Source organism: Bradyrhizobium sp. CCBAU 51745, assembly GCF_028128715.1.
GTDB lineage: Bacteria > Pseudomonadota > Alphaproteobacteria > Rhizobiales > Xanthobacteraceae > Bradyrhizobium > Bradyrhizobium manausense.
Genome location: NZ_LBJP01000086.1, coordinates 18,096 through 38,998, shown reverse-complemented (window position 1 = coordinate 38,998; position 20,903 = coordinate 18,096). Strand labels below are relative to the sequence as shown.

The 20,903-nt window shown below is 62.6% G+C and carries 18 protein-coding genes; 8 read left to right on the top strand and 10 right to left on the bottom strand.

The features are described from left to right. Positions 1 to 41: 41 nt before the first annotated feature. From XH98_RS26875 to XH98_RS26850, 6 genes are all read left to right on the top strand, one after another. Complete coding sequence (locus XH98_RS26875) at positions 42 to 2,138, top strand: bifunctional rhamnulose-1-phosphate aldolase/short-chain dehydrogenase (protein ID WP_271620424.1); 2,097 nt, start codon at positions 42 to 44, stop codon at positions 2,136 to 2,138. Then, on the top strand, positions 2,135 to 3,433 hold the full coding sequence (gene rhaI, locus XH98_RS26870) for an L-rhamnose catabolism isomerase (RefSeq protein ID WP_271620423.1): 1,299 nt from the start codon (positions 2,135 to 2,137) through the stop codon (positions 3,431 to 3,433). Before XH98_RS26875 ends, rhaI begins: the two co-directional genes overlap by 4 nt. A gap of 682 nt (positions 3,434 to 4,115) precedes the next feature. Then, the gene (locus tag XH98_RS26865; RefSeq protein WP_157083798.1) at positions 4,116 to 4,718 is read left to right on the top strand and encodes a hypothetical protein; all 603 of its coding nucleotides are present in this window, start codon (positions 4,116 to 4,118) and stop codon (positions 4,716 to 4,718) included. Positions 4,719 to 4,768: 50 nt separating this feature from the next. Then, on the top strand, positions 4,769 to 6,631 hold the full coding sequence (locus XH98_RS26860; protein ID WP_271620422.1) for a GMC family oxidoreductase: 1,863 nt from the start codon (positions 4,769 to 4,771) through the stop codon (positions 6,629 to 6,631). A gap of 58 nt (positions 6,632 to 6,689) precedes the next feature. Further along, on the top strand, positions 6,690 to 7,370 hold the full coding sequence (locus XH98_RS26855) for a DUF2278 family protein (RefSeq protein WP_271601989.1): 681 nt from the start codon (positions 6,690 to 6,692) through the stop codon (positions 7,368 to 7,370). 145 nt (positions 7,371 to 7,515) lie between these two features. Beyond that, positions 7,516 to 9,234 carry a phospholipase D-like domain-containing protein gene (locus XH98_RS26850; RefSeq protein ID WP_271620421.1) on the top strand — a complete coding sequence of 573 codons (1,719 nt, stop codon included), beginning with the start codon at positions 7,516 to 7,518 and terminating at the stop codon, positions 9,232 to 9,234. 98 nt (positions 9,235 to 9,332) lie between these two features. On the opposite strand, the gene XH98_RS26845 is transcribed toward XH98_RS26850, so the two are convergent. Next, positions 9,333 to 10,529: an MFS transporter gene (locus XH98_RS26845; protein ID WP_271620420.1), complete on the bottom strand. Its 1,197-nt coding sequence runs from the start codon at positions 10,527 to 10,529 to the stop codon at positions 9,333 to 9,335. Between the two features lie 26 nt (positions 10,530 to 10,555). On the opposite strand from XH98_RS26845, the gene XH98_RS26840 reads away from it, so the two are divergent. After that, positions 10,556 to 10,891: a hydroxyisourate hydrolase gene (locus XH98_RS26840; RefSeq protein WP_271620419.1), complete on the top strand. Its 336-nt coding sequence runs from the start codon at positions 10,556 to 10,558 to the stop codon at positions 10,889 to 10,891. Here the strand turns inward: XH98_RS26840 and XH98_RS26835 are convergent, their stop codons facing one another. The 6 genes from XH98_RS26835 to XH98_RS26810 all read right to left on the bottom strand — a co-directional run bounded on the left by XH98_RS26835 (position 10,892) and on the right by XH98_RS26810 (position 16,324). Next, positions 10,892 to 11,707, bottom strand: coding sequence for an ABC transporter permease (locus tag XH98_RS26835; protein ID WP_271601986.1), 816 nt, complete (start codon positions 11,705 to 11,707; stop codon positions 10,892 to 10,894). After that, positions 11,707 to 12,570, bottom strand: coding sequence for an ABC transporter permease (locus tag XH98_RS26830; RefSeq protein ID WP_271601985.1), 864 nt, complete (start codon positions 12,568 to 12,570; stop codon positions 11,707 to 11,709). The genes XH98_RS26835 and XH98_RS26830 overlap by 1 nt, the downstream gene beginning before the upstream one ends. A gap of 15 nt (positions 12,571 to 12,585) precedes the next feature. Beyond that, positions 12,586 to 13,632: an ABC transporter substrate-binding protein gene (locus XH98_RS26825; protein WP_057758582.1), complete on the bottom strand. Its 1,047-nt coding sequence runs from the start codon at positions 13,630 to 13,632 to the stop codon at positions 12,586 to 12,588. A gap of 30 nt (positions 13,633 to 13,662) precedes the next feature. Beyond that, a complete protein-coding gene (locus XH98_RS26820; RefSeq protein ID WP_271620418.1) occupies positions 13,663 to 14,757 on the bottom strand; it encodes an ABC transporter ATP-binding protein in 1,095 nt (364 codons plus the stop codon). A 107-nt stretch (positions 14,758 to 14,864) separates the two neighbouring features. Continuing rightward, the gene (locus XH98_RS26815; protein WP_271620417.1) at positions 14,865 to 15,614 is read right to left on the bottom strand and encodes an aspartate/glutamate racemase family protein; all 750 of its coding nucleotides are present in this window, start codon (positions 15,612 to 15,614) and stop codon (positions 14,865 to 14,867) included. A gap of 2 nt (positions 15,615 to 15,616) precedes the next feature. Beyond that, positions 15,617 to 16,324, bottom strand: a complete 708-nt coding sequence (locus XH98_RS26810) for a GntR family transcriptional regulator (protein ID WP_271601982.1) — start codon at positions 16,322 to 16,324, stop codon at positions 15,617 to 15,619. Positions 16,325 to 16,529: 205 nt separating this feature from the next. On the opposite strand from XH98_RS26810, the gene XH98_RS26805 reads away from it, so the two are divergent. Continuing rightward, positions 16,530 to 17,270: a maleate cis-trans isomerase family protein gene (locus tag XH98_RS26805; RefSeq protein WP_057758574.1), complete on the top strand. Its 741-nt coding sequence runs from the start codon at positions 16,530 to 16,532 to the stop codon at positions 17,268 to 17,270. Here the strand turns inward: XH98_RS26805 and XH98_RS26800 are convergent. The 3 genes from XH98_RS26800 to groL all read right to left on the bottom strand — a co-directional run bounded on the left by XH98_RS26800 (position 17,215) and on the right by groL (position 20,786). Continuing rightward, positions 17,215 to 18,156, bottom strand: a complete 942-nt coding sequence (locus XH98_RS26800) for a CBS domain-containing protein (protein WP_333932718.1) — start codon at positions 18,154 to 18,156, stop codon at positions 17,215 to 17,217. The genes XH98_RS26805 and XH98_RS26800 overlap by 56 nt on opposite strands. 311 nt (positions 18,157 to 18,467) lie before the next feature. Continuing rightward, on the bottom strand, positions 18,468 to 18,989 hold the full coding sequence (locus tag XH98_RS26795; protein WP_271601980.1) for an Hsp20/alpha crystallin family protein: 522 nt from the start codon (positions 18,987 to 18,989) through the stop codon (positions 18,468 to 18,470). 174 nt (positions 18,990 to 19,163) lie between these two features. After that, positions 19,164 to 20,786, bottom strand: a complete 1,623-nt coding sequence (groL, locus tag XH98_RS26790) for a chaperonin GroEL (RefSeq protein ID WP_271602341.1) — start codon at positions 20,784 to 20,786, stop codon at positions 19,164 to 19,166. Positions 20,787 to 20,903 lie beyond the last annotated feature (117 nt).

Genomic DNA, 20,903 nt, shown 5'->3' with positions numbered 1-20,903 from the left:
GCCTAAGCTGACCGAAAGATCGAGCACAGGGAGGATGCGTCATGAGCGAGGTTGCGGCCACGCCCCTGCCAAATCTTTGGGACGACGCGTTCGCTGCCGGGCTCGATGAAGCCGGTCAATTGCTGTACCGCTCGAACCTGCTCGGGGCCGATCTACGCATCACCAATTTCGGCGGCGGCAACACCTCGGCCAAGATCGAGATGAAGGATCCGCTGACGCGCGAGAGCGTGCGCGTGCTCTGGGTCAAAGGCTCCGGCGGGGACATCGGCTCGATGAAGCGCGACGGCTTTTCGACGCTGTATCTCGACAAGCTGGAGGGTCTGAAAGGCCTCTATCGCGGCCTCGCCCATGAGGACGAGATGGTCGCCATGTTCAATCACTGCACCTTCGATCTCAATCCGCGCGCGACGTCGATCGATACGCCCTTGCACGCCTTCGTGCCGCACCGGCACGTCGATCATGTCCATGCCGATGCGGTCATCGCCATTGCCGCCTCGGAAGACGCCGAGCGTCTCACCCGCGAGGTGTTCGGCGGCAAGCTCGGCTTCCTCCCGTGGCAGCGGCCCGGCTTCGATCTCGGCCTGAAGCTCGGCGAGATGGCTATGCGCCACCCCGACTATGTCGGCGTGGTTCTCGGCGGGCACGGGCTCTTTACCTGGGCCGAGACGTCGAAGGCCTGTTACGAGATGACCTTGCGCGTGATTCAGCAGGCCGCCGATTGGCTCGCCGCACACGAGCAGAAGCCGGCCTTCGGCGGCGCCATGGTCCAGACGGCCGCACCGGACAGGCGCCGCGCGATCGCGGCGAGGCTGATGCCGCTGATCCGTGGCAAGATCTCCGCGGATGAGCGCAAGATCGGCCATTTCACCGATGCGCCGGAGGTGCTGGAATTCGTCAACTCCAGCGCGCTGACGAAGCTGGCGCCGCTCGGCACCTCCTGTCCGGATCATTTTCTTCGCACCAAGATCCGCCCCTTGCTGCTGCCCTATGATCCCGTCCGCGACAATCTCGGCGAGGTGATCGCCGGCCTCGACGAGGTCCTTGCAGCTTACAGGCGCGACTACACCGCCTATTACGAGCGCTGCAAACGTCCTGACTCGCCGGCCATGCGCGATCCCAACGCGGTGGTGTATCTCGTGCCGGGGGTAGGCATGTTCACCTTTGCCAAGGACAAGGCGACGGCGCGCGTTGCGGCCGAGTTTTACGTCAACGCGATCAACGTCATGCGCGGCGCCTCGGGCGTCAGCGCCTATGTCGGCCTTGCCGAACAGGAAGCCTTCAACATCGAATACTGGCTGCTGGAAGAGGCCAAGCTCCAGCGCATGCCCAAGCCGAAATCGCTTGCCGGGCGGATCGCCTATGTGACCGGCGGTGCCGGCGGCATTGGCGGGGCAACCGCGGAGCGGCTGCTCGGCGAAGGCGCTTGCCTCATCATTGCGGATATCGACGAGAGCGCGCTGAACGAACGTGTTACGGCGATCATGAAGCGCCATGGCCGCGATGCGGCGATCGGCGTGAAGCTCGATGTGACCGACGAGGCGGCGGTGGTCGCCTCGTTCGAAGAGGCCGCGCGCGCCTTTGGCGGCGTCGATATCGTCGTCTCGAATGCGGGAATCGCCTCGGCCTCACCTGTCGAGGATACGAGTCTTGGGCTGTGGCAGAAGAACATGGACATTCTCGCTACAGGTTATTTCCTGGTTTCGCGCGAGGCCTTCCGGCTGATGCAGCGCCAGAACATCGGCGGCGCCATCATCTTCGTGGCCTCGAAGAACGGCCTTGCCGCATCGGCCGGCGCCTCGGCCTATTGCGCCGCCAAGGCGTCGGAGATCCATCTCGCCCGCTGCCTGGCGCTGGAAGGCGCCGCGCATGGCATCCGCGTCAACACGGTCAACCCCGACGCGGTGCTGCGCGGCTCGAAGATTTGGGAGGGCGAATGGCGCCAGCAACGCGCGGCGTCCAACAAGGTTGCGGAGGACCAACTTGAGGAAGTCTACCGCCAACGCTCGATGCTCAAACTGTCGGTCTTCCCCGAGGACGTCGCCGAGGGCGTCTACTTCTTCGCGTCCGACCTTTCGGCCAAGTCGACCGGCAACATTCTCAATGTCGATGCCGGCAACGCCCAGGCCTTCACGCGATGAGCGCCCCGTTCTCGATCAGCGCGGATTTCATCGCCGAACACAATGCGCGGCTCGAAGGCGCGATCAGCGAAGACTATGACGCCCTGAAGCGCGCGCTGGCGCGGCACCGGATCGATGCGGACCTTCTGGTGCAGAAGGTCATGGCCTTCGGCGTCGCTATTCCGACTTGGGGCGTCGGCACTGGGGGGACGCGATTTGCCCGCTTTCCGGGGCCGGGTGAGCCGCGCAATGTCGTCGAGAAAATCGATGATTGCGCGGTGATCCAGCAATTGACGCGGGCAACTCCGACGATCTCGCCGCACTTTCCGTGGGACAAGGTTGACGACTATGTCGCCTTGCACGAACAGGCCGCGGGTCAGGGCCTGGCCTTCGACGCAGTGAACTCGAACACCTTCCAGGATCAGCCGGGCCAGGAGCTTTCGTACAAATTCGGCTCGCTCTCGCATACCGATGCGCGGGTGCGCGCGCAGGCCGTCGCCCACAACGTCGAATGTATCGAGATCGGCCGTAAGCTCGGCTCGAAAGCGCTGACCGTCTGGATCGCCGACGGCTCGAACTTTGCCGGCCAGTCGAATCTGACCAAGGCGCTCGACCGCTACATCGACGCGATGCGTGAGATCGTCGCGGCACTGCCCGCCGACTGGCGGGTGTTCCTCGAGCACAAGCTTTACGAGCCGGCGTTCTATTCGACCGTAATCTCGGACTGGGGCACGAGTTTTGCGGTCACGCAGGAACTCGGGCCCAAGGCGCATTGCCTTGTCGATCTTGGCCATCATGCGCCGAACGTGAATATCGAGCAGGTCGTGGCTCGGCTCGTTCGCTTCGGGAAGCTCGCCGGCTTTCACTTCAATGATTCAAAATATGGCGATGACGATCTCGACAGCGGCTCGGTCGAGCCGTTCCGGCTGTTTCTTGTTTTCAACGAGCTGATCGACGCCGAGCGTCGCAAAGCGGAAGGCTTAGCGCCCGCTTATATGATCGATCAGTCGCACAACGTGACCGATCCGATCGAGAGCCTGATGCAATCGGCAATCGAGTTGCAGCGCGCCTATGCACAGGCTCTGATCGTCGATCGCCCCGCCCTTGAAGCGGCGCAGGACGCGAACGATGCGCTCGGCGCGCATCTTGAATTGAAACGTGCCTTCACCACCGATGTCTCGCCGCTCCTTGGTGTCGCGCGCATGCGGGCCGGCGGGGCTATCGCACCAATTGCCGCGTATCGCGCGTCCAGCTACCGGGCGAGGAAGGCGAGCGAACGTCCCAGCGCCGGCGGGACTTCGGCAGGCATCGTCTAGGAAGCTGATCTCTCGATTTCAGGAAGGCCGGAAGCGCGGCTTGGCGGGAGGGATCATCCCAAGCCGGAGTTCGGCAGGGATTCTCCCCCTGCCGCCACATTTCTTGCACTTGGGCGGGAAGATGCGCCGTCCTGGTCTTTTCGAGTGCTTGGCCGGCTGAGATCCTGTGCCGCTACACGCGTCGCATCGGACCTCTGTTTTGGGCGCCTTCATGCGCCGGTCCAATCTGGCTGGGCGGCAGCTCGCAACCCGAATTTCGCTGAGGCGAACACGCGATGAGAACGAGCGTCCAGCCGCCATCCCATCTCTAGGACCGACGCTGCCAATTCAACGAATGGTTGAACTCCCTTGCATTGCATCGGTCATCCTGCCTGTCCTATCAGCCAAATCAACTTTGAATCAGATTCGTCCGGGCGTTGAAGTTTGCCTTTTCGAACCGGCGTGCATGCAAGGCAGAACATCAAAAATACACTCCAATCTGTGGCCTGCTTCACTTTCGGAACGACAGGAATGGTGTGTTGTGGTCGACGTTAGCACCTCGGGCTTCACCCGTGTAACGTGTGGGCGATGAAAAAAACCGAGTGAGCGAACCTCGCTCTTGCGTTGAATAGCCTGTCAAGAGTAACTTGTGTAAGCGGATTGATTGTCTCATTTTCCAGTCTGTTTTGGCGGAGGCATTGCAATGAGCCGATCTGCTTCAGACGTACCTTCCAGCCATTCTGTCATTGCGATCGATCGAAGACATCTGCTGCAAGGCGTAGCGATCACGGGTCTTGCCGTGGCCGGAAACGCTTTCCTCGCCCCGGCGGTCCAGGCAAACATCTGGGAGGAGGGCGAGGCCCAGTGCCATGTCTCGGCTCCTGAACAGGCCCTGGGCGACGATCTCGACGACCTGCTTGCCGATTTCATGAAGGTCTCGCGAACGCTCACGGGCATGCCGCTTGCGTCACTACACGAAAGTCGCCTCGGCCGTGAGTATCTCGTGCGATTCGCCAAATTAAACGTTCCGGCGATCGATGTTCGCAAGCTGATTGCGGCGAATGCCGACACCGCGGACGCCATCATGAACAACAAGGATATTCGGGCCGCTGCGGAGCAGCTGATCTATCTTTGGTATCTGTCCGCATTCTTCCTGAATACGACCGTTGGTCCCGCGTGGGTCTACGGCACGACTGATCAATACGAGCAAGGAATAATTTGGAAGGTCATTGGTGCGCATGCACCGATGATGCCGATGAAGCCCTTCCAGCCAAATTACTGGGCCAAGGCCCCTCGTCTGGCCTAGGTCACGATTGCATTAACGGCCTGCAGATTTTCCGAGCGAAGGGGGAGTGCATGGCGACCAGGATTTCTCAACCCGAATACGACGTCATTATCGTTGGCTCAGGAGTGAGCGGCGCGCTCATCGCGAATCAGCTTGCGCGAAAGCAACTTCGCGTCCTGATCCTGGAAGCCGGCGGCGTCGCACGCGAATCGATTGGCCGTTATGAGCTGTTGTCCGCCTACGCGGCTTCGACGTCCAAGGCGACGGACAGTCCGTATTGCGGCGACAACATCCTTGCCACGCAGCCGGATCCTCGCAATACGAATGCTCCGGATACGTCGAACTACCTCTATTATCCGCCGCAGTATTCCGGCGACATGTTCAAGAGCTTCTACGAGCGGATCGTCGGAGGAACGACCTGGCATTGGCAGGCGATCTATGTCCGCATGCTGCCGACTGATTTCAAGCTCAACAGCACCTATCACGTGAAGCAAGCCGTGGATTGGCCCATCGGCTATTCAGACATCGAGCCTTACTACGTTCGGGCCGAGGAGGAGATGGGCGTATCGGGAAGCATGGACGACTTCAGGAGGCCTCGCTTCCACAACCCGATGAGCAAGCCTTACCCGATGCCCCCGCTGGCGCAGAGCTACGTCGATCAGCAGTTCAAGGAAGTTATCGACGACGAGTACATGGATGCGCGGCTCGAGGGGGCCCCCATGCCGATGAAGCGGGAAATGATCTCGCTGCGGCCGACACCCGTTCCGCATGCGATCAACTCGCAACCGTATGACGGCCGCCCGGTTTGCGACGGCCGCACGTCTTGCGTGCCGCTGTGCCCCATCAAGGCTCGATACGAAGCGGTGTTTCATGTCGAGAAAGCCCTTCGTGCCGGAGCAACGCTGCGAAAGCAGGCTGTCGTTCGCAATCTCGATTTCGACAGCGAGGGAAAGCGGGTGGTCGGCGTCCACTATTTGAACTGGGTCTGGCAGGAGGATTCCACCAAGCCGGAGGAGAACGGCAGGAGGGCCGTCGTCTCGGAAGGTTACGCGACAGGTCGCATCGTTGTGCTGGCGGCTCACGGCATTGAAAATCCGATGATCCTGTTGCGCTCGAATGCGGCGCGCTCCTGCGGTCCGGTCCTGGGCGGCTATCTCATGGATCATCCCATGAAGCAGTCGTTTGCGCTGGCGAAAGCGCCCGTCTTTCCATACAGGGGACCGCAGACCACCTCGCACATCGAGGGTTTCCGCGACGGTGCATTCCGTGAGGTCTACGCGTCCTTCAAATGCTCGATCAAGAACGATGGCTGGGCCTCCACCATCGCGAGCTGGCCGCGCGGGAGCGGTCGGTTTCCTTCGACGGCGCAGGGCGATTGGCTGCCGGGAAGTATCGTCAACCTCGTGAGAGATTTCGGCTACGCGGGGACCAAGCTGAAGGAGACGCTGGCAAAGCATGCGACCCACCAGATCACGCTGAATAGCGCGTGCGAGCAGCTACCCATTCTCGAAAACAGGGTCAGCCTTGCGCCCGCTGACAAGAAAGACGACCTCGGTCTTCAGCGACCGCAGATCGCCTACAAGGTCTTCGACAATGACGGCGGCTATGTCGAGCGCTGCTTCCACAAGATCATCCAGTTCCACAACAAGATCTTCGATCATATTGGCGTCACGCATCGCTTCATGATGGACGACCAGCCGACCTTCAAGCTGTTCCTTGGCTCTGGTCACATCATGGGGACGACCCGGATGGGAACGGATCGAACGAAAGCTGTCGTGGATCCTGAATGCAGGGCATTTGACCACCCCAACCTGTTCGTCGTCGGCAGCAGCGTCTTTCCGACCGGGGCGAATGCCAATCCGACGTCGACTGTCGCAGCTCTGGCGCTTCGAGCGGCCGATTCGATCGAGAGGCAGCTGAGATCGGGCAGTTGAGGCCCTGGACGTCTGCGATTTGGTTCGTTGACTGCATCATTTGAAGCGGAGAGCTGCAATGCCTCATAAGCGCAGGAAGCCGCCAGGCGCGGTTCGTCACTATGGTGTCCTGGTCGGCTCAGTCGTGGACGGCTTTGAGAGCCCGGATGGAGCTTCCCCCCACTACGAGATCAGGGTGGATGGCGGGGGGGACTATCGGATCGCCGTCAATGTCAGGTCGGTCGATCAGAGCGAGGTGCTGGCTTATTTTGACGACCAATTCCAGCAAGCCGGTACGTTGGACCTCGCGCCCTATCTCAACGGCGATCCCGGCTTTCAGGCGCTGCAGACCGGCCCGTCTGGCTCCGGGGGCCTCGACTATCTACGCGGCGATCTCTTCCCGGTCGATGCGATGCAGCCGATTCCTCCGGCGGGCAGCGGCGTTTCGCTCAAAAACCTGCTCGATGCCAATATTGAACGGGCGAAAGCGGACCCAAGCGCCATGGTGGTGGCCTTTGGCGAATTTTTCGAGGACGCGGGGCAGGTCGATAAGTATTTTGGCTTTCAACCCGAGAGGGGGATTCATGACATTCACATGATGCAGGGTAATCGCGGGCAATTCGCGAGCGACAACCGGGTTCACGGCGACGGAGCGCTGTTCTTGTCTTTCAACAGCGGCCAGGAAATTGTTGCCCTCTTTGTGCGCTTCCAGACTCAATCTCTTCAGACGGACGATCGCACCGGCGACCCAATCGGTTAGGCGTGCGGCTCGGGCACAGGCGGTCTTTCCAGCACTCGGCATCATCAATTCGCTGTGCTCTCGGGTATCCCCGAGAGCATCAAATCTCTGGCGCTCAAGGAAGTTGGTCAACGCCGCAGCTCAGTCATTCGCGAGGACGTGCACTATGAAGACGACCGGTAGATTTGCGGCGCAGGAGATCGATCAAACCATTCGGAAGAACCTGGCAAAGTTGCGCAAGCCGGGTGTGCTGACCGTCCGGCCCGGCTTCGAGATCGCGGGTAATCAGTTGACCGGCAAGCAGGCTATCGTCGTAACTGTGCATACCAAGAAGAGCCCGGCGGATATCGCCCGTGGCGATCTACTGCCGACGAAACTCGGAAAATTCCCCGTCGACGTGCGCGAGGCCAGCGCGCATCAACGTCTCCGCGTCGTCGACCCTGCGGCCGCGGTCCTGAGCGAACTTCACGCACGGCCGGAGGAAAAAGGGCCGACCTGGCCGCTGGAGCGCGAGATGCCGAGCGGAAAGCTGCTCGACGATCCCGCCAGCGACACGCAGACGGCATTCGCGCTGTCCAGGACGACGCAACCGGCCATCCATGAAGCGATCTCCGCGCACGCGACCAAGCAAGCGCTGCAATATTCACCGCCGGCCGGGGCTCCCGCGCTCGATCGACGCCAGCTCAACACCACGATCACTGTGGCGGTGAGCCCGGATGCAGGCTACGTGACCCTGTCAAAGTTTCTGACCGCGACACAGCATTCACTTGTGGTGGGGATGTATGACTTCACCTCCGGATCCCTGCTCGCCGATTTCCTGGCTGACCTCACGGGTCAAAAGACGTTGCAGATGGTTCTCGATGACCCTGCGCCGAACGAGACGCGCGACCAGCTCGACTCGGTGACCGTGCAGGATCTCAGGGCGGGCCTCGGAGGCCGCGCCAAGATCGCCTGGGCCCTGAACGACAAGGACCCGTTTGTGACCGCGTTCATGTTTCCCTTTGCTTACCATATCAAGGTGATCGTCCAGGACGACCAGCGGTTCTGGCTGTCTAGCGGCAACCTGAACAACAGCAATGAGCCGAATCCCGCCCGGCCGCGGCCGGTGACTGAAGATCGCGACTGGCACGTCATCATCGAGGACAAGGCTCTTGCGCAGCTCTTCGCCTATTACCTGAACTACGATTACGGGCAGGCCATCCTGCATCAAGCCCCGAATGCGTTTGCCGTCGAAACAACGATCGCTGACGCCCGCGCCAAGAAGGCGGCGCACGCAAATCCGCCGCCCATCACGCCCGCGCAAGCGAAGAAGAAGCCGGTTGCGGCCAAGACCTTCCCCAACAGCGCGCTTGCGATCACGCCGTTGTTGACACCTGACCTGCTGCCCAATGGTCACCCGCAATATCTCACGAACATCATGAATCTGATCGAGAACGCCAAGACGTCGATCGACATCCAGCTTCAATACATTGAGTCGTCCAAGGGAGACGGAAGCCTGTACGAGCAGCTGCTCCAGGCAATCGCGAACAAGATCGCGGAAGGCAAGAAGGTCAGGCTGATCGAGAGTGCCCGATGGGGGCTGCCATGGGTCGAAAAGATGAAAACGACAGGCGTCGACCTGACGGCGAATATCAGCCTGCAGCCTGACGTGCACAACAAGGGCTTCGTGATCGACTCCCAGATCGCCGTGGTCAGCAGCCAGAACTTTTCGCCGTCCGGCGTCCAGACCAATCGCGACGCCGGCGTCATCCTCGAACATGCGGGCATCGCCAAGTACTTCGAGACCATCTTCCTCTCCGATTGGCAGAAAGCCAAACCGGCCATGGCCGCGTCGGCTGGTGGCGGACGCAAGAAGGGAGCGGGTGCGAGGGGCTCCGGCAAATGAAGCGCGACACGCAAGGCGAATGCCGGGGGGAGACGAACGGCGCATTAGCGGGACGTGGTCAACGCCGCGAGACGCCGATACGACGCGCGTGGCGCGCGCTATTGACCTGCTTTGCCGTGGTCTCCCCACATCAGAGCCAATGTGCCGCACAGTGCAAGGCCCGCCAAGGCGAAGAAGGCCGCGCCGAGGCTGGCGGCGCCGTCCAGGATCGATACCACGGCCGGCGCGGCCAGCAGGCCCGCATAGGATGCGGTCAGAACCCCTCCAGTGGTCTCGCCGACCCTGTCCTGCGGGGCGAGGCGGGCAATCTCGGCAACAAAAACGCCGTTCCAGCCCGACGCCGTCAGGCCGAACAGGGCAGCAATGGCGAACTGTCCGGTACGGCCAAGCGAGGCGCCGTCGAGGCCGAGCAGCGCGGCGCAGAAGGCCATGCCGAGGCCGATAACGACGAGTACCGCGCGGGAGGCGTTGAGGCGCATCGCGATAAAGCCCCAGCCGAGACGGCCGATGAGGCCGCCGGCCTGCGCGCAGGCCAGCGCCATGCCCGCCTCGATATGGTTGAGGCCAAGCTCGCGCGTGCCGAGCGTGACGAAGACCGTGTTGAGCGACACCTGCATCGCGCTGAAAGGCATCGAGGCCAGCGCCAGCGTCGCGATCCGCCGGTCTGACGTGACCAGTGCCAGTCGCCCGCGGAGATCGAGTTCTGGTGGCGGAGTGGCCTTGCCGGCATAGGCCGGCCGCAGCCACTCATACAGCAGGATCGCAATCAGCGCGCAGGCGCCGACCGCCGCATAGCACCAGGCCGGTCCCAGCGAGACCGCGATCGCTGGCAGCACCAGCGAGCCGCAGACGGCGCCGATCTGGTTACCCGTCTGGCGCACCGAGAACACGAAGGCACGGCGTTCGGTGGTCACGAGCCGCGCCAGCAGCGCTGCGCTGGCCGGCGTCTCCGGTCCGAACGCGAGGCCGAGACAGAGGCCGGCGGCGAGCAGGGCGGCCGTCGTGCCGAACGCGGCCAGCGCCATGCTGATCCCGATCGCCACCGCACAGAGGCTTGCGATCCGGAGCGAGCCCATCCGGGCAATAAGGCCGCCACCCCAGAACGAGGCGGGAATGCCGATGGTGAAAACCGCGCAGGAGAACAGCGAGAGTTGCCGGACCTCGATGTGGGCGCGCGGCGCGACCACGCCCGGCGCAAACAGGGCCAGCGCCACCAGCGCCTGGAGCGAGGTCATCGCGCCCAGGGCCGGCAGCAACGCGGACGCTGGCCGAAGCTGTGTGTTTGCGTCTACCATGGCGCCGCGCTCACGGGAGGGACATGGTGGCAGGCGGTATTTCCATTCACGCGGTCGATGTGGCAAGCGGACGGCCCGCGCAAGGGCTGCGCGTTGAGATCTGGCAGATCGATCCGGACTCCGCGCGTATCGCCGACGCGCGGCTCGGGGCCAATGGCGTACTCGATCATGCCGTCGCACAAGGAGCGGGCGTGACCGCGGGCGAGTACGAGGTGCTGTTTCATCTCGGCGAATTCTTTGGCGACAGCGAGGGCTTCCTGACCGTGACGCCATTTCGCTTCCGTATCAAGGATGTCAACGAGCATTTTCATCTGCCGCTGAAATTCACGCGCTGGGGTTTTGCGCTATTCCGCGGCGCCTGATCAGCTTGTCAGCCGCCGCGACAGGCCGGTGACGCGCTCCATCACCGCGACCAGCGCGACGGTGGCGATGATGAGCACACCCGACAGCGCGGCGATGGTCACATCCAGCTTACCCTCGAGGTCCTGCCACATCCGGATCGGCAGCATATCGGTCGCGGCATCGCGCAGGAACAGCGAGACCGGCACGTTGTCGAATGACGACATGAAGGCGATGAAGGCACCGGCGATGATGCCCGGCCGGATCAGCGGCAGCACGATTCGGCGGAACGTATAGAGCCGGCTCGCGCCCAGAACCGCCGAGCTTTCCAGGAGTGTCGGCTCCAGCTGGGCAAGTGCGGCGACCGTATTGCGCACGACATAGGGTACGCAGACTACGGTGTGGCCGATCACCAGGGTCAGCGGCGACACCGGCAGGCCGACCAGCGAGAATAGCATCAGAGCCGCCAGACCAAAGGCCAGCGCCGGCAAGACCAGCGGCGACATGAAGAGGGAATCGAGCAGCCGCACCGATAGCGTTCGCGACCTCGAGATTGCGAGCGCCGCCGCGACGCCGAGGATGACGGAGAGGCTCGTGGCCCACAACGCGACGACAAGGCTGTTCTTGGCCGCGAAGTGAAGCTGCCAGGCGTTCCACAACTCCGCGTACCAGCGCAGCGAATAACCCGGCGGCGGGAATTTGAGCGAGAAGCCGCTGGTGAAGGACACGATCAGCACCACCAGCGACGGCGCGATGATGATAACAAGCGCGATGACCGCGATGACGGTCATGACGAGCTCGAAGCTGAGCGCCTCAAGAGTGCGTTTGCGCCCGCTCATCAGGCACCTCCATAGCCGCGCGACAGGCGGCCGAGCGTGGTAAAAACGGACACGACCGCGAGCACGGCGAGCAGGAAGATGATCGAGATTGCTGCCGCAAACGGCCAGTTCTGGAGCGTGGAGGCCTGCTGATAGAGATACATCGGCATGAACAGCATCTGGCCGCCGCCGATCAGCGACTGGGTGATGAAAGCAGTGATGGCCGCGGCATAAGTCAGTGTGCAGCCGGCGATCACGCCGGGCAGCGACAGCGGCAGCACGATCCTGAAGAAGGTGCGCCAGCTACCGGCGCCGAGCGAGCAGGAGGCATCATCGAGATTGGGGTCGATCCGGCCGAGTGCGGTGATCAGCGGCAGCGTCATCAGAGGCATCTGCACCTGCGCCAGCGCGATCACCACGCCGAACTGGGTGTAGAGCAGCTTGAGCGGCGTATCGATGATCCCAAGGGATTGTAACGTCGCGTTGATGATGCCTTGACGGCCCAGGATCACGATCCAGGCGAAGGTGCGAACCACGACGCTGGTGAGCAGCGGCAGCAGCACGATCAGGATGATGATGGTTTGCAGCTTTGGTCCAACGCGCTGATACAGCCAGGCGATGGGAAAGCCGAGCAGGAGGCAGACCGCTGTGACTTCGGCCCCTAGCAGCAGCGTCGAGCCGAGCACGCCGAGGCTGAAGGGATCGGTGAGGAAGTGCAGGTATTGGCCGAGCCCCCAATGGAGCCCGGCCGTATCGTTGTGGAGCGAGAGCCAGAGCAATTGCAGCAGCGGCGCGACGAAGAACAGCAGGAAGAACAGCGCCAGCGGCGCTGCCAATCCCATTCCGTAGGACGTGACGTCCCGTGATGCCGGAGCTGCGCCCATGGTTTTGAGCCTGTCCTAGATCTTGATCTCGCGGTTGAAGCGCTCGATCCATGCCGAGCGCTGTTCGTTGATCTTTTTCCAGTCCTGGAACACGAATTTCTGCTTCAGCTCCGCGGTGTCCTTGGCCAGCACGCGCGCGATCTCGCCGCCCATTGTCACCTTGGAATTGGTCGGGACGATCAGATAGGGCGGGTTCATCAACGTGGTCTGCACCTCCGGCGTCAGCGCCGCCTCGATCAGCTTGAAGGCCAGCTCGCGGTTCGGCGAGTTCTTGACGATGTGGATCGTGGTCTTGAAGGCGATGGCGCCTTCTTTCGGCGCGACGAATTCGACCGGCACGCCGCGCGCTTTCAGGATCTGGATGGCGTTGAAATTGCCGGGCGAGATGTCGATCTGGCCCTGCTGGAACAGGGTCGCGAGCGCACCGGGATTGGCGGCGACCGCGGCGAGATTGGGCTTGAGTTCCTCCAGCGCCTTGAAACCCGGATCGACATTGGCTTCCGAACCGCCGCGCATCTTGGCGATCTCGACCAGCCAGCCGGTGCCGAGCGTCGAGTTGAGATTGGTGATGCCGACACGACCCTTGAATTCCGGCTTCCAGAGATCAGCCCAGGATGTCGGCGGCGTCTTGATCGCCTCGGGATTGTAGGTGAGGCCGACCACCTGGAAGAACGGCGCGGGACCCATCGGCTCCTGCGCCTCGGCGATCAGGTCCTTGTAATGGGCGCTCTTCTCGACCGGATAGGGCTCGGCGAGGTCCTGGCCGATCGCGACGAGCGCCGGGCCGGGATCGTGCAGCATGACGTCGATGGGCGGGTTGGCCTTGGCGGCGTTGATCTTCGCGATCTGGTCGACCGAAAGCATGGGGTCGAGCACGATCGCCGCATCGGCGTTGGCCTTGCGGAAGGCCGGCACCAGCACGGCCTTGTGCGCTTCTTCCCAGCTTCCGGTAAAGGTCGCAAATACCAGCGGGCGTGCCTGGGCGAAGCTCAGTCCGGGAAACGCCTTCATGGCTCCGAGGGTGAGGGCGGTGGTCATCAGGCTGCGGCGGTTGAGGATCATGTCGAACTCCGTTGTGGACAATGACTGGAACTAAAGCGTCGCGGGAAAGGCATTTGCGAGCGAGGGGGCGAGCGGTGCGAGGCGCACGGCCGCGCCGCTCGCCAGGGCGCGCGTCTCGCCGATGCGCGCCTGGGAGACCTTTACGCCGGAGCCATCGGCAGTGGTGACCTCGTGGACGACGGTGGCACCTAACGGCAGCGACATGCCGACCACGCCGGCAAACCCCGACGCGTCGCCGACAAACTGCAGATGCTCGGGCCGGATGCAGACGGTGACGCGGGCGCCCTCGGTGAGGCTGCCCGCCGCCGGCCGGGCGATGATCTCCGCGCCTGCGTCGAGACGCACTTTTGCGGCCGTGCGATCTGCGGAGACCACGACACCGGGCATGCGGTTGGTGGAGCCGACAAACGTGTTCACGAACAGGGTCTGCGGCCGGTCGTAGACATCGGACGGTGAGCCGAACTGCTCGAGCTTGCCGTGGCTCAGCACCGCGACGCGGTCGGCCATCGACAGCGCCTCTTCCTGGTCGTGGGTCACGATCAGCGTGGTGATGCCGGACACGCGCTGCAGCCGCTTCACCTCGATCTGCATGTCCAGCCGCAGATTCTTGTCGAGCGCGGCAAAGGGCTCGTCCAGCAGCAGGATCGACGGCTTGATCGCGAGCGCCCGGGCAAGGGCAACGCGCTGCTGCTGGCCACCGGAGAGCTGTCTTGGCAGACGCTCCGCCATGGTCGGCAATTGCACCAGCTCGAGCAGGCGTTGTGCCTCGCGCTGGCGCGATGTCTTGTCGACGCCGCGTGCGGCCAGTCCATAGGCGACGTTCTCGCTGATCGAGAGGTGTGGGAACAGCGCATAGTTCTGGAACACAATGCCGACGGCGCGCTTGTTCGGCGGCAGCGCGTCGACGATGTCGTCGCCGATGATGATGCGTCCCTGCGTCTGCGCGATGAAGCCGGCGATGATGCGCAGCAACGTGGTCTTGCCGCAGCCGGACGGACCGAGCAGCGCGATGATCTCGCCACCCTTGATATCGAGATTAATGTTCTCGACCGCAAGCGCGCCGCTCGGATAGCGGTGGGTGACGGCGTCGACGACGAGCGAACGGCCGCCTTGCGCTTCAGCCATGATGGTAGCTCCGGTTTCGTCGAGAGAGAAAGCAAGTCGCAAGCCTTGGAATGCCGACTCGGCGATTCAAAACGGATTGAACTTCTTGCATCGCCGCCGGGGCCTCCCTAGCTGTCGCGCCGCTCGAGCCGCGCGGCGAGCGCGTCGGCAAGACCGATGGTCGGTTTGGCGGCCGGCCGGCGGAACGTGCCTGCGGTCGCCTTGCGCAGCCGCAGCGCTACCACCGCCTCGGCCTGCTTCACGGCGGCGACGACCTGGTCGACCACAGGAACGGGGATCCTGTCGGCCACGCGCTCGGCAAGGCCGGAGAGCGGCGCGCCGGCAAAGATCAGAACGTCGGCCTCATCTTCGATGATCGCTCGCTGCGCCAGCTCGACGAGCACATCTTCCTTCTCGCCGCCGACATCGGAGATGGCCTGAAACGGCGTGTCGAGCATGCGGATGCCGGCGCAGCGTTCTCGCAGGCCATGGTCGCGCACGCATTCCTCGTACCAGGGGCCGAGCGCTTGCGCGAAGGTCACGATTGCAAATCGGCGCCCAGCCATACAGGCCGACAGCATCGCGGCTTCCGCAAGACCGATCACGGGAATGTCGAACGTCTCGCGCGCAGCGAACAGGCCGGGATCGCCGAAGGCGGCGATGATCGCGGCGTCGACCTTGCGATGCTGCTCGGCCAGCATTTCCAGCACGATAGCGCCGCCGATCTGCGCCTCGGTGCGCGTTGCGATATAGGGCACGCCGCGGGTCGCGGTGCAGGGGATGAGCTCGGTGCCGGGGGCGGCTGCGCGCTGCCCGACCTCGGTCATCAACTGCGTGACCGGGGTGCTGGTGTTGGGGTTGAGCAGCAGCAGCTTCATGGTCAGGCCGCCGTCAGCTTGGTTTTGGGGACAAGAGTCTCGAGCAATGCGATGCCGGTCTGACGGACATGAGCGCCGAGCAGGCGTCCTGCTGCCTCGCTGTCCCGTACTTCGAGTGCGGCGAGAATATTGGCGTGCTCTTCGACCGAATTGCTCCAGCGCTTGTCGGCGCCCAGCGCGAGATAGCGCGCGCGCTCGGCCCGGGAGATCAATGTCTCGTGCGCCTCACGGAGCGGCGTGTTGCGGGCCATGCGGACGATGGTGTTGTGTATCTCGCCGTTGATCGCAAAATAATCGTCGAGCTTGCCGTTGCGATGATGACCTTCCATGCGGGTCTGGAGCGTGCGCAGGCGGGCAAGATCGCGTTCGCTGGCGCGCTCCGCGGCGAGCTCTGCCGCGAGCCGCTCGATGCCGGCGAGCGCTTCGAATAGCTCCGAGATAGTCTCGACTGCAATGTCGGCGATGCGCGGGCTGCGATTGGGGCGAAGCTCGATCAATCCTTCAGCCGCGAGCACCTTCATCGCCTCGCGCAGCGGAGTGCGCGACACGCCAAGCTCCTTCGACAGTTTTGTTTCCTGGGTCTGCGATCCCGGCGGGAGCTCACCGCGAATGATCATCGTCCGCATCCGCGCGGCAGCGCGCTCGTGCAGGCCCATCCTCTTGAGTTTGGGCGACTTTCGTCCCGGGTTCGGATCGGATCTGTGCTGCACGCGGGGACTTCCTGTTGCGCCCGATCCTAGCCATTCCCAGTCAAACCAAGTGCTCAAATAGAAGACGTATGTGGCTCAAAACACGTGCTTATCGAACAAATTGTATGCAGCATGCAAATTGCCGGTTGCGCGAACGCAAGGGGATGCGGATGATCCTTTGCAGCGGGCGCGGATGCGCTTCGCCACAACGGAGCGATCGTGATCGATGTCAGTTTTGCGCAAGCGCCTCGGCATGATCACGCCGTCCTCCAACTCGGTGCTCGAGCCGGTCACGAGCGCGATGCTGCATGATGTAACCGACGTCACCGCGCATTTCTCGCGCTTTCGCGTCACCGAGATTGCGCTCGATGCTGCCGCGCTAAGTCAGTTCGATGTTTCGGTGATGTTGCCTGCGGCGGACTTGCTTGCCGATGCCAAGGTCGATGCCGTCGCCTGGAACGGCACCTCCGCAAGCTGGCTCGGCATCGACAGGGACAGGAGCCTATGCAAGGCGATCACGGCGCGCACAAACGTGCCCGCGACGACTTCGACGCTCGCCTGTATCGAGGCTGTCCGCGCGCTTGGCGCCAAACGCGTCGCGCTCGTCTCGCCCTATACGGACGACGTGCAGCGGCGGATCGGCAATGTCTGGGCCGGGGAGGGCATCGCACCGCATGCTGAACGGCATCTCGGCTTGCGCGACAATTTTTCCTTCGGCGAGGTCGCTCCCGCTGATATCGCCGACATGGTCCGCGCGGTCGCGGCGCAGGGGGCCGACGCCGCCGTCATCCTCTGCACCAATCTCGACGGCGCGGCGCTTGCGCCCGCACTCGAACGCGAGCTTGATATCGCCGTCCTCGATTCCGTCGCGGTCACGCTATGGCGAACCCTCGGTCTCGCCGGCGGCGACATCACGGCGCTCGCGTCGTGGGGGCGCATCTTCCAGACATCCGCCATGATGAGGTGACGGAGAGATCTGTAACACAGCCCGACCCCGCCATTCGCGGCGGACCATCGTGACAGCAAGCGATGAGTTTCGCGCCGATGTCGAAATGCGCGGCGGTCGCATTGTTATCATCTCCGACCGCGTCGAGGGCGGACCCGTGAGATCGACGCGGCGCCGCCGGGCGGCCGACCAGCGACCGTATCTGATCACTGGTCCTGCAGGTCAATAGACGAAGGGGGGGTTCCAGCAGATGGTCGTTCACCGCCACCACGCCCGGGATCGCTTCTGCGACAACGCGAACGGCCGCACGTTCGGCGAGCGATGGGGCAAAGCCCCAGATATCGATCACACCATTCTGCACGGTCGCATTCAAATTGAACGTATGAGCCCATGGTTGCTTTCGGACTTCCTCGAAGAACCTCTTTCGGATGGCTGAATCTGGCAGCGATATCTCGAGCGTCGGCCTGGCGCTTGCGATCGCCTGGAGCAAGTTGGCCCGGCTGACGATTCCGATGAGCTGACCTTCCCTGTTGACGATGGGAACGCGCTTAATCCTACGCTCTTCGAGAAGCACCGCGATCTCATGCAAGGGCGTCTCGGGCGCCGCGGTCGCAACATCCTGCGTCATGATATCCTGCACCCTGATCGCGTGCGACTTGACGTAGTCGGTCGCGAGTTGGGCGTCGCCGATCAACAGGCGCAACCACCAGGAAGAAGAGCGTTCGGTCCCGCTCTCGGCCCTGTGCAGCAAGTCGCCTTCGCTCACGATTCCGAGAACGTTGTTGTCGGCATCCACGACCGGTACAGCGCTGATCCGACGCTCCAGCAGCATTTGCGCAACTTCGCGAACGGTTGCAGTCGGTCCCACGGTAACCACTGGCGATACCATCACGTCTCGTGCCTGCATGGCAAACCTCCCTTATCAACGTTTCATTCCAGACAATCCTGTCCGACGCGCGGTCAAGGAGGCTCTGGAGGACGCTGAATCTGCCTAACCGCAGGAAGCATTCGTAGGCCGCTTTCCGTCGGCCGCACCTCGTCGCTTCCTGTCCGCGCGCGACGCTGCCAGTCAATTCCTTGATGGTATCTCCAACAACGCGAAAGGTGGAACATCTCCATTGCGCTATTGCGAGGCAAAGCGGTGATAGCGTGGTGCGCTTGCCAATATGTTGGTCGTCGGGGAGGCCGCGACAATCACAGCCTCCCCTCGACGGTCGCTCAGGCGGCCTTCACGTTGATGGTCTTGGCAGACTTCTGCGCTTCTTCGGTCTTCGGCAAGACGACCTTGAGCACGCCGTTCTTGAACGTTGCCTCGATCTTGTCGGAGTTGACATCGTCCGGCAGTGCGAAGTAGCGCTCGAAGGAGCCATAGCGGCGCTCGGAGACGTAATAGTCCTTCTTCTTCTCTTCAGTCTCTTCCTTTTTCTCGCCGCGGATGGTGAGACCGCCATTGGCGAGCTTGACGTCGATGTTTTTCTCGTCGAGACCGGGAAGCTCCGCCGTGATCTCGTAAGCCTTGTCGCTCTCGGAAACATCGACGGCTGGCGCGCTGAAGTTCTTGGACAGATCACGCTCCAGCCGGGCAAGCGACGGGAATGGCCGCTTCCAGAAACCGTTGCCGAAATCGTCGAAGATCTGATCGATTTCGTTTCTCAGGGCCTGAAATGGCTGCCATGCCGTGCCGGGCGCTGCGGGTGCGGTGGAGGTCTTGGTGACGGGTAGTTTGGTTTCGGTTGCCATGATCATCTTCTCCTTAGAGGCTGACCATATTGGTCAACAGAAAGAATAATCGCGGCTGTCGCGCGTTGGTTGATCTCCCTCAAATTCCCACGCCGGTGTCAGAAGTGTAGGCAAGATCTGGACGATCGTGTCGTCAACCTTCTGGCCTAAAAAACGGGGCAGTTGGGACGTGCCCTACATCGCCATATCGTGCTCCGCCAAGCGCTCGCGCTTCGCCTCCGGAAGTTCAGTCATCGTCGCTTCTGTCAGAAGCAGGACGCTCGCCACTGAGACGGCGTTTTCAAGTGCGGTCCGCACGACTTTCACGGGGTCGACAATGCCGGATTCCACGAGATCGACATAGACCTTGCGGGCAGCATCGAAGCCGAAATTTCCCTCGCTGCCGAGCATCCGCGCAACGACGACGCCTCCATCAGTAGCGGAATTCTCGGCGATCTGACGGGCCGGCGCTTCGAGTGCTCGCCTCAGGATCTGCACGCCAGTACGTTCGTCTCCCTCGCAAGCCGCTTCTTCCTTGGCCACGGCTGCGACAGTCCGAAGCAGCGCCAGTCCGCCGCCCGGTACGATGCCTTCCGCAACCGCAGCCTTAGTCGAGCTAATGGCATCGTCGAGGGCTTCCTTCTTCGCCTTCATCTCGGCTTCGGTCGGTGCCCCGACCCGGATCACGGCGACGCCGCCAGAGAGCTTGGCGAGGCGTTCCTCGAGTTTCTCCCGGTCGTAGTCGCTGGTGGTCTTCTCGATTTCGACCCGGATCTGGGCGACCCGCGCGTCGATGCGCGAACGGTCGCCGCCACTGCCGATGAGGGTGGTGTTCTCCTTGTCCGCAACCACGCGCGCGGCGCGGCCGAGCTGCTCCAGGGTGGCACTTTCGAGCTTCAGGCCGATGTCTTCCGAGATCACCTGGGCGCCGGTTAGAATCGCGATGTCTTCCAGCATGGCCTTGCGCCGATCACCGAATCCAGGTGCTTTGACCGCGCAGGCCTTGAGCACGCCACGCAGCTGGTTGACGATGAGCGTCGCCAGAGCTTCGCCCTCGATGTCTTCGGCGATGATCAGGAGCGACCGGCCGCTCTTGGCGACTTGCTCAAGGACGGGGACGAGGTCGCGCAATGCACCGATCTTATGGTCGCACAAAAGGACGTATGGGTCCTCCAGCACCGATTCCATCCGGTCGGCATCCGTGACGAAGTAAGGGGACAGGAAGCCACGATCGAATTTCATCCCTTCGACGACGTCCAGGAGGGTCTCTGTCGTCTTGGATTCCTCCACCGAGATCACACCATCACCGCCGACCTTTTCGATCGCGTCGGCGACCAGCTCACCGATGGACGTATCGTTGTGGGCCGAAATCGTCGCGACCTGAGCTTTTTCGGCTCCCGTCTTCACCGGCTTTGCCATCGCGCGCAGCGCCGCGATGGCGGCCTGCGTCCCTCGGTCCAGACCACGTTTCAGGTCGATCGCACTCGCGCCGGCAACAACGTTGCGAACTCCGTCCGACAGGATGGCATGCGCGAGGATGGTCGAGGTGCTGGTGCCGTCTCCGACGACGTCACCCGTCTTCTCGGCGGCTTGGCGAAGAACCTGAGCGCCAAGATTTTCCTCGGCGTCCTTGAGATCAAACTCCTTCGCGATGGTGACACCATCGTTGCAGACGATCGGCGCCCCCCATCCTTTCTGGATCAGAACGGATTTCGACTTCGGACCGAGCGTAACGCGCACCGCATCCGCGAGCAGGGAAGCGCCGCGCAGGACTTTCTCGCGCGCGGCTGAATGGAACAAAACTTGTTTGTGAGCCATTGAAATGCCTCGGCTGTGCTGCCTTGTGCCGAAATCTCGGCAAACATTGTGTACGACTGTGCTTGACGGAAATTGATCTTGGTCAAACAGGTGATCAATGCCGATGTCGCGGTCTGG

What these genes read in the sequence shown, in the direction of transcription:
- XH98_RS26875 (WP_271620424.1), top strand. Translation starts at nt 42, where the DNA reads ATGAGCGAGGTTGCGGCCACGCCCCTGCCAAATCTTTGGGACGACGCG.
- XH98_RS26860 (WP_271620422.1), top strand. Translation starts at nt 4,769, where the DNA reads ATGGCGACCAGGATTTCTCAACCCGAATACGACGTCATTATCGTTGGC.
- XH98_RS26795 (WP_271601980.1), bottom strand. Translation starts at nt 18,989, where the DNA reads ATGGCAACCGAAACCAAACTACCCGTCACCAAGACCTCCACCGCACCC.
- groL (WP_271602341.1), bottom strand. Translation starts at nt 20,786, where the DNA reads ATGGCTCACAAACAAGTTTTGTTCCATTCAGCCGCGCGCGAGAAAGTC.
- XH98_RS26865 (WP_157083798.1), top strand. Translation starts at nt 4,116, where the DNA reads ATGAGCCGATCTGCTTCAGACGTACCTTCCAGCCATTCTGTCATTGCG.
- XH98_RS26820 (WP_271620418.1), bottom strand. Translation starts at nt 14,757, where the DNA reads ATGGCTGAAGCGCAAGGCGGCCGTTCGCTCGTCGTCGACGCCGTCACC.
- XH98_RS26825 (WP_057758582.1), bottom strand. Translation starts at nt 13,632, where the DNA reads ATGATCCTCAACCGCCGCAGCCTGATGACCACCGCCCTCACCCTCGGA.
- XH98_RS26855 (WP_271601989.1), top strand. Translation starts at nt 6,690, where the DNA reads ATGCCTCATAAGCGCAGGAAGCCGCCAGGCGCGGTTCGTCACTATGGT.
- rhaI (WP_271620423.1), top strand. Translation starts at nt 2,135, where the DNA reads ATGAGCGCCCCGTTCTCGATCAGCGCGGATTTCATCGCCGAACACAAT.
- XH98_RS26835 (WP_271601986.1), bottom strand. Translation starts at nt 11,707, where the DNA reads ATGAGCGGGCGCAAACGCACTCTTGAGGCGCTCAGCTTCGAGCTCGTC.
- XH98_RS26850 (WP_271620421.1), top strand. Translation starts at nt 7,516, where the DNA reads ATGAAGACGACCGGTAGATTTGCGGCGCAGGAGATCGATCAAACCATT.
- XH98_RS26830 (WP_271601985.1), bottom strand. Translation starts at nt 12,570, where the DNA reads ATGGGCGCAGCTCCGGCATCACGGGACGTCACGTCCTACGGAATGGGA.
- XH98_RS26815 (WP_271620417.1), bottom strand. Translation starts at nt 15,614, where the DNA reads ATGAAGCTGCTGCTGCTCAACCCCAACACCAGCACCCCGGTCACGCAG.
- XH98_RS26800 (WP_333932718.1), bottom strand. Translation starts at nt 18,156, where the DNA reads ATGCAGGCACGAGACGTGATGGTATCGCCAGTGGTTACCGTGGGACCG.
- XH98_RS26845 (WP_271620420.1), bottom strand. Translation starts at nt 10,529, where the DNA reads ATGGTAGACGCAAACACACAGCTTCGGCCAGCGTCCGCGTTGCTGCCG.
- XH98_RS26805 (WP_057758574.1), top strand. Translation starts at nt 16,530, where the DNA reads ATGTCAGTTTTGCGCAAGCGCCTCGGCATGATCACGCCGTCCTCCAAC.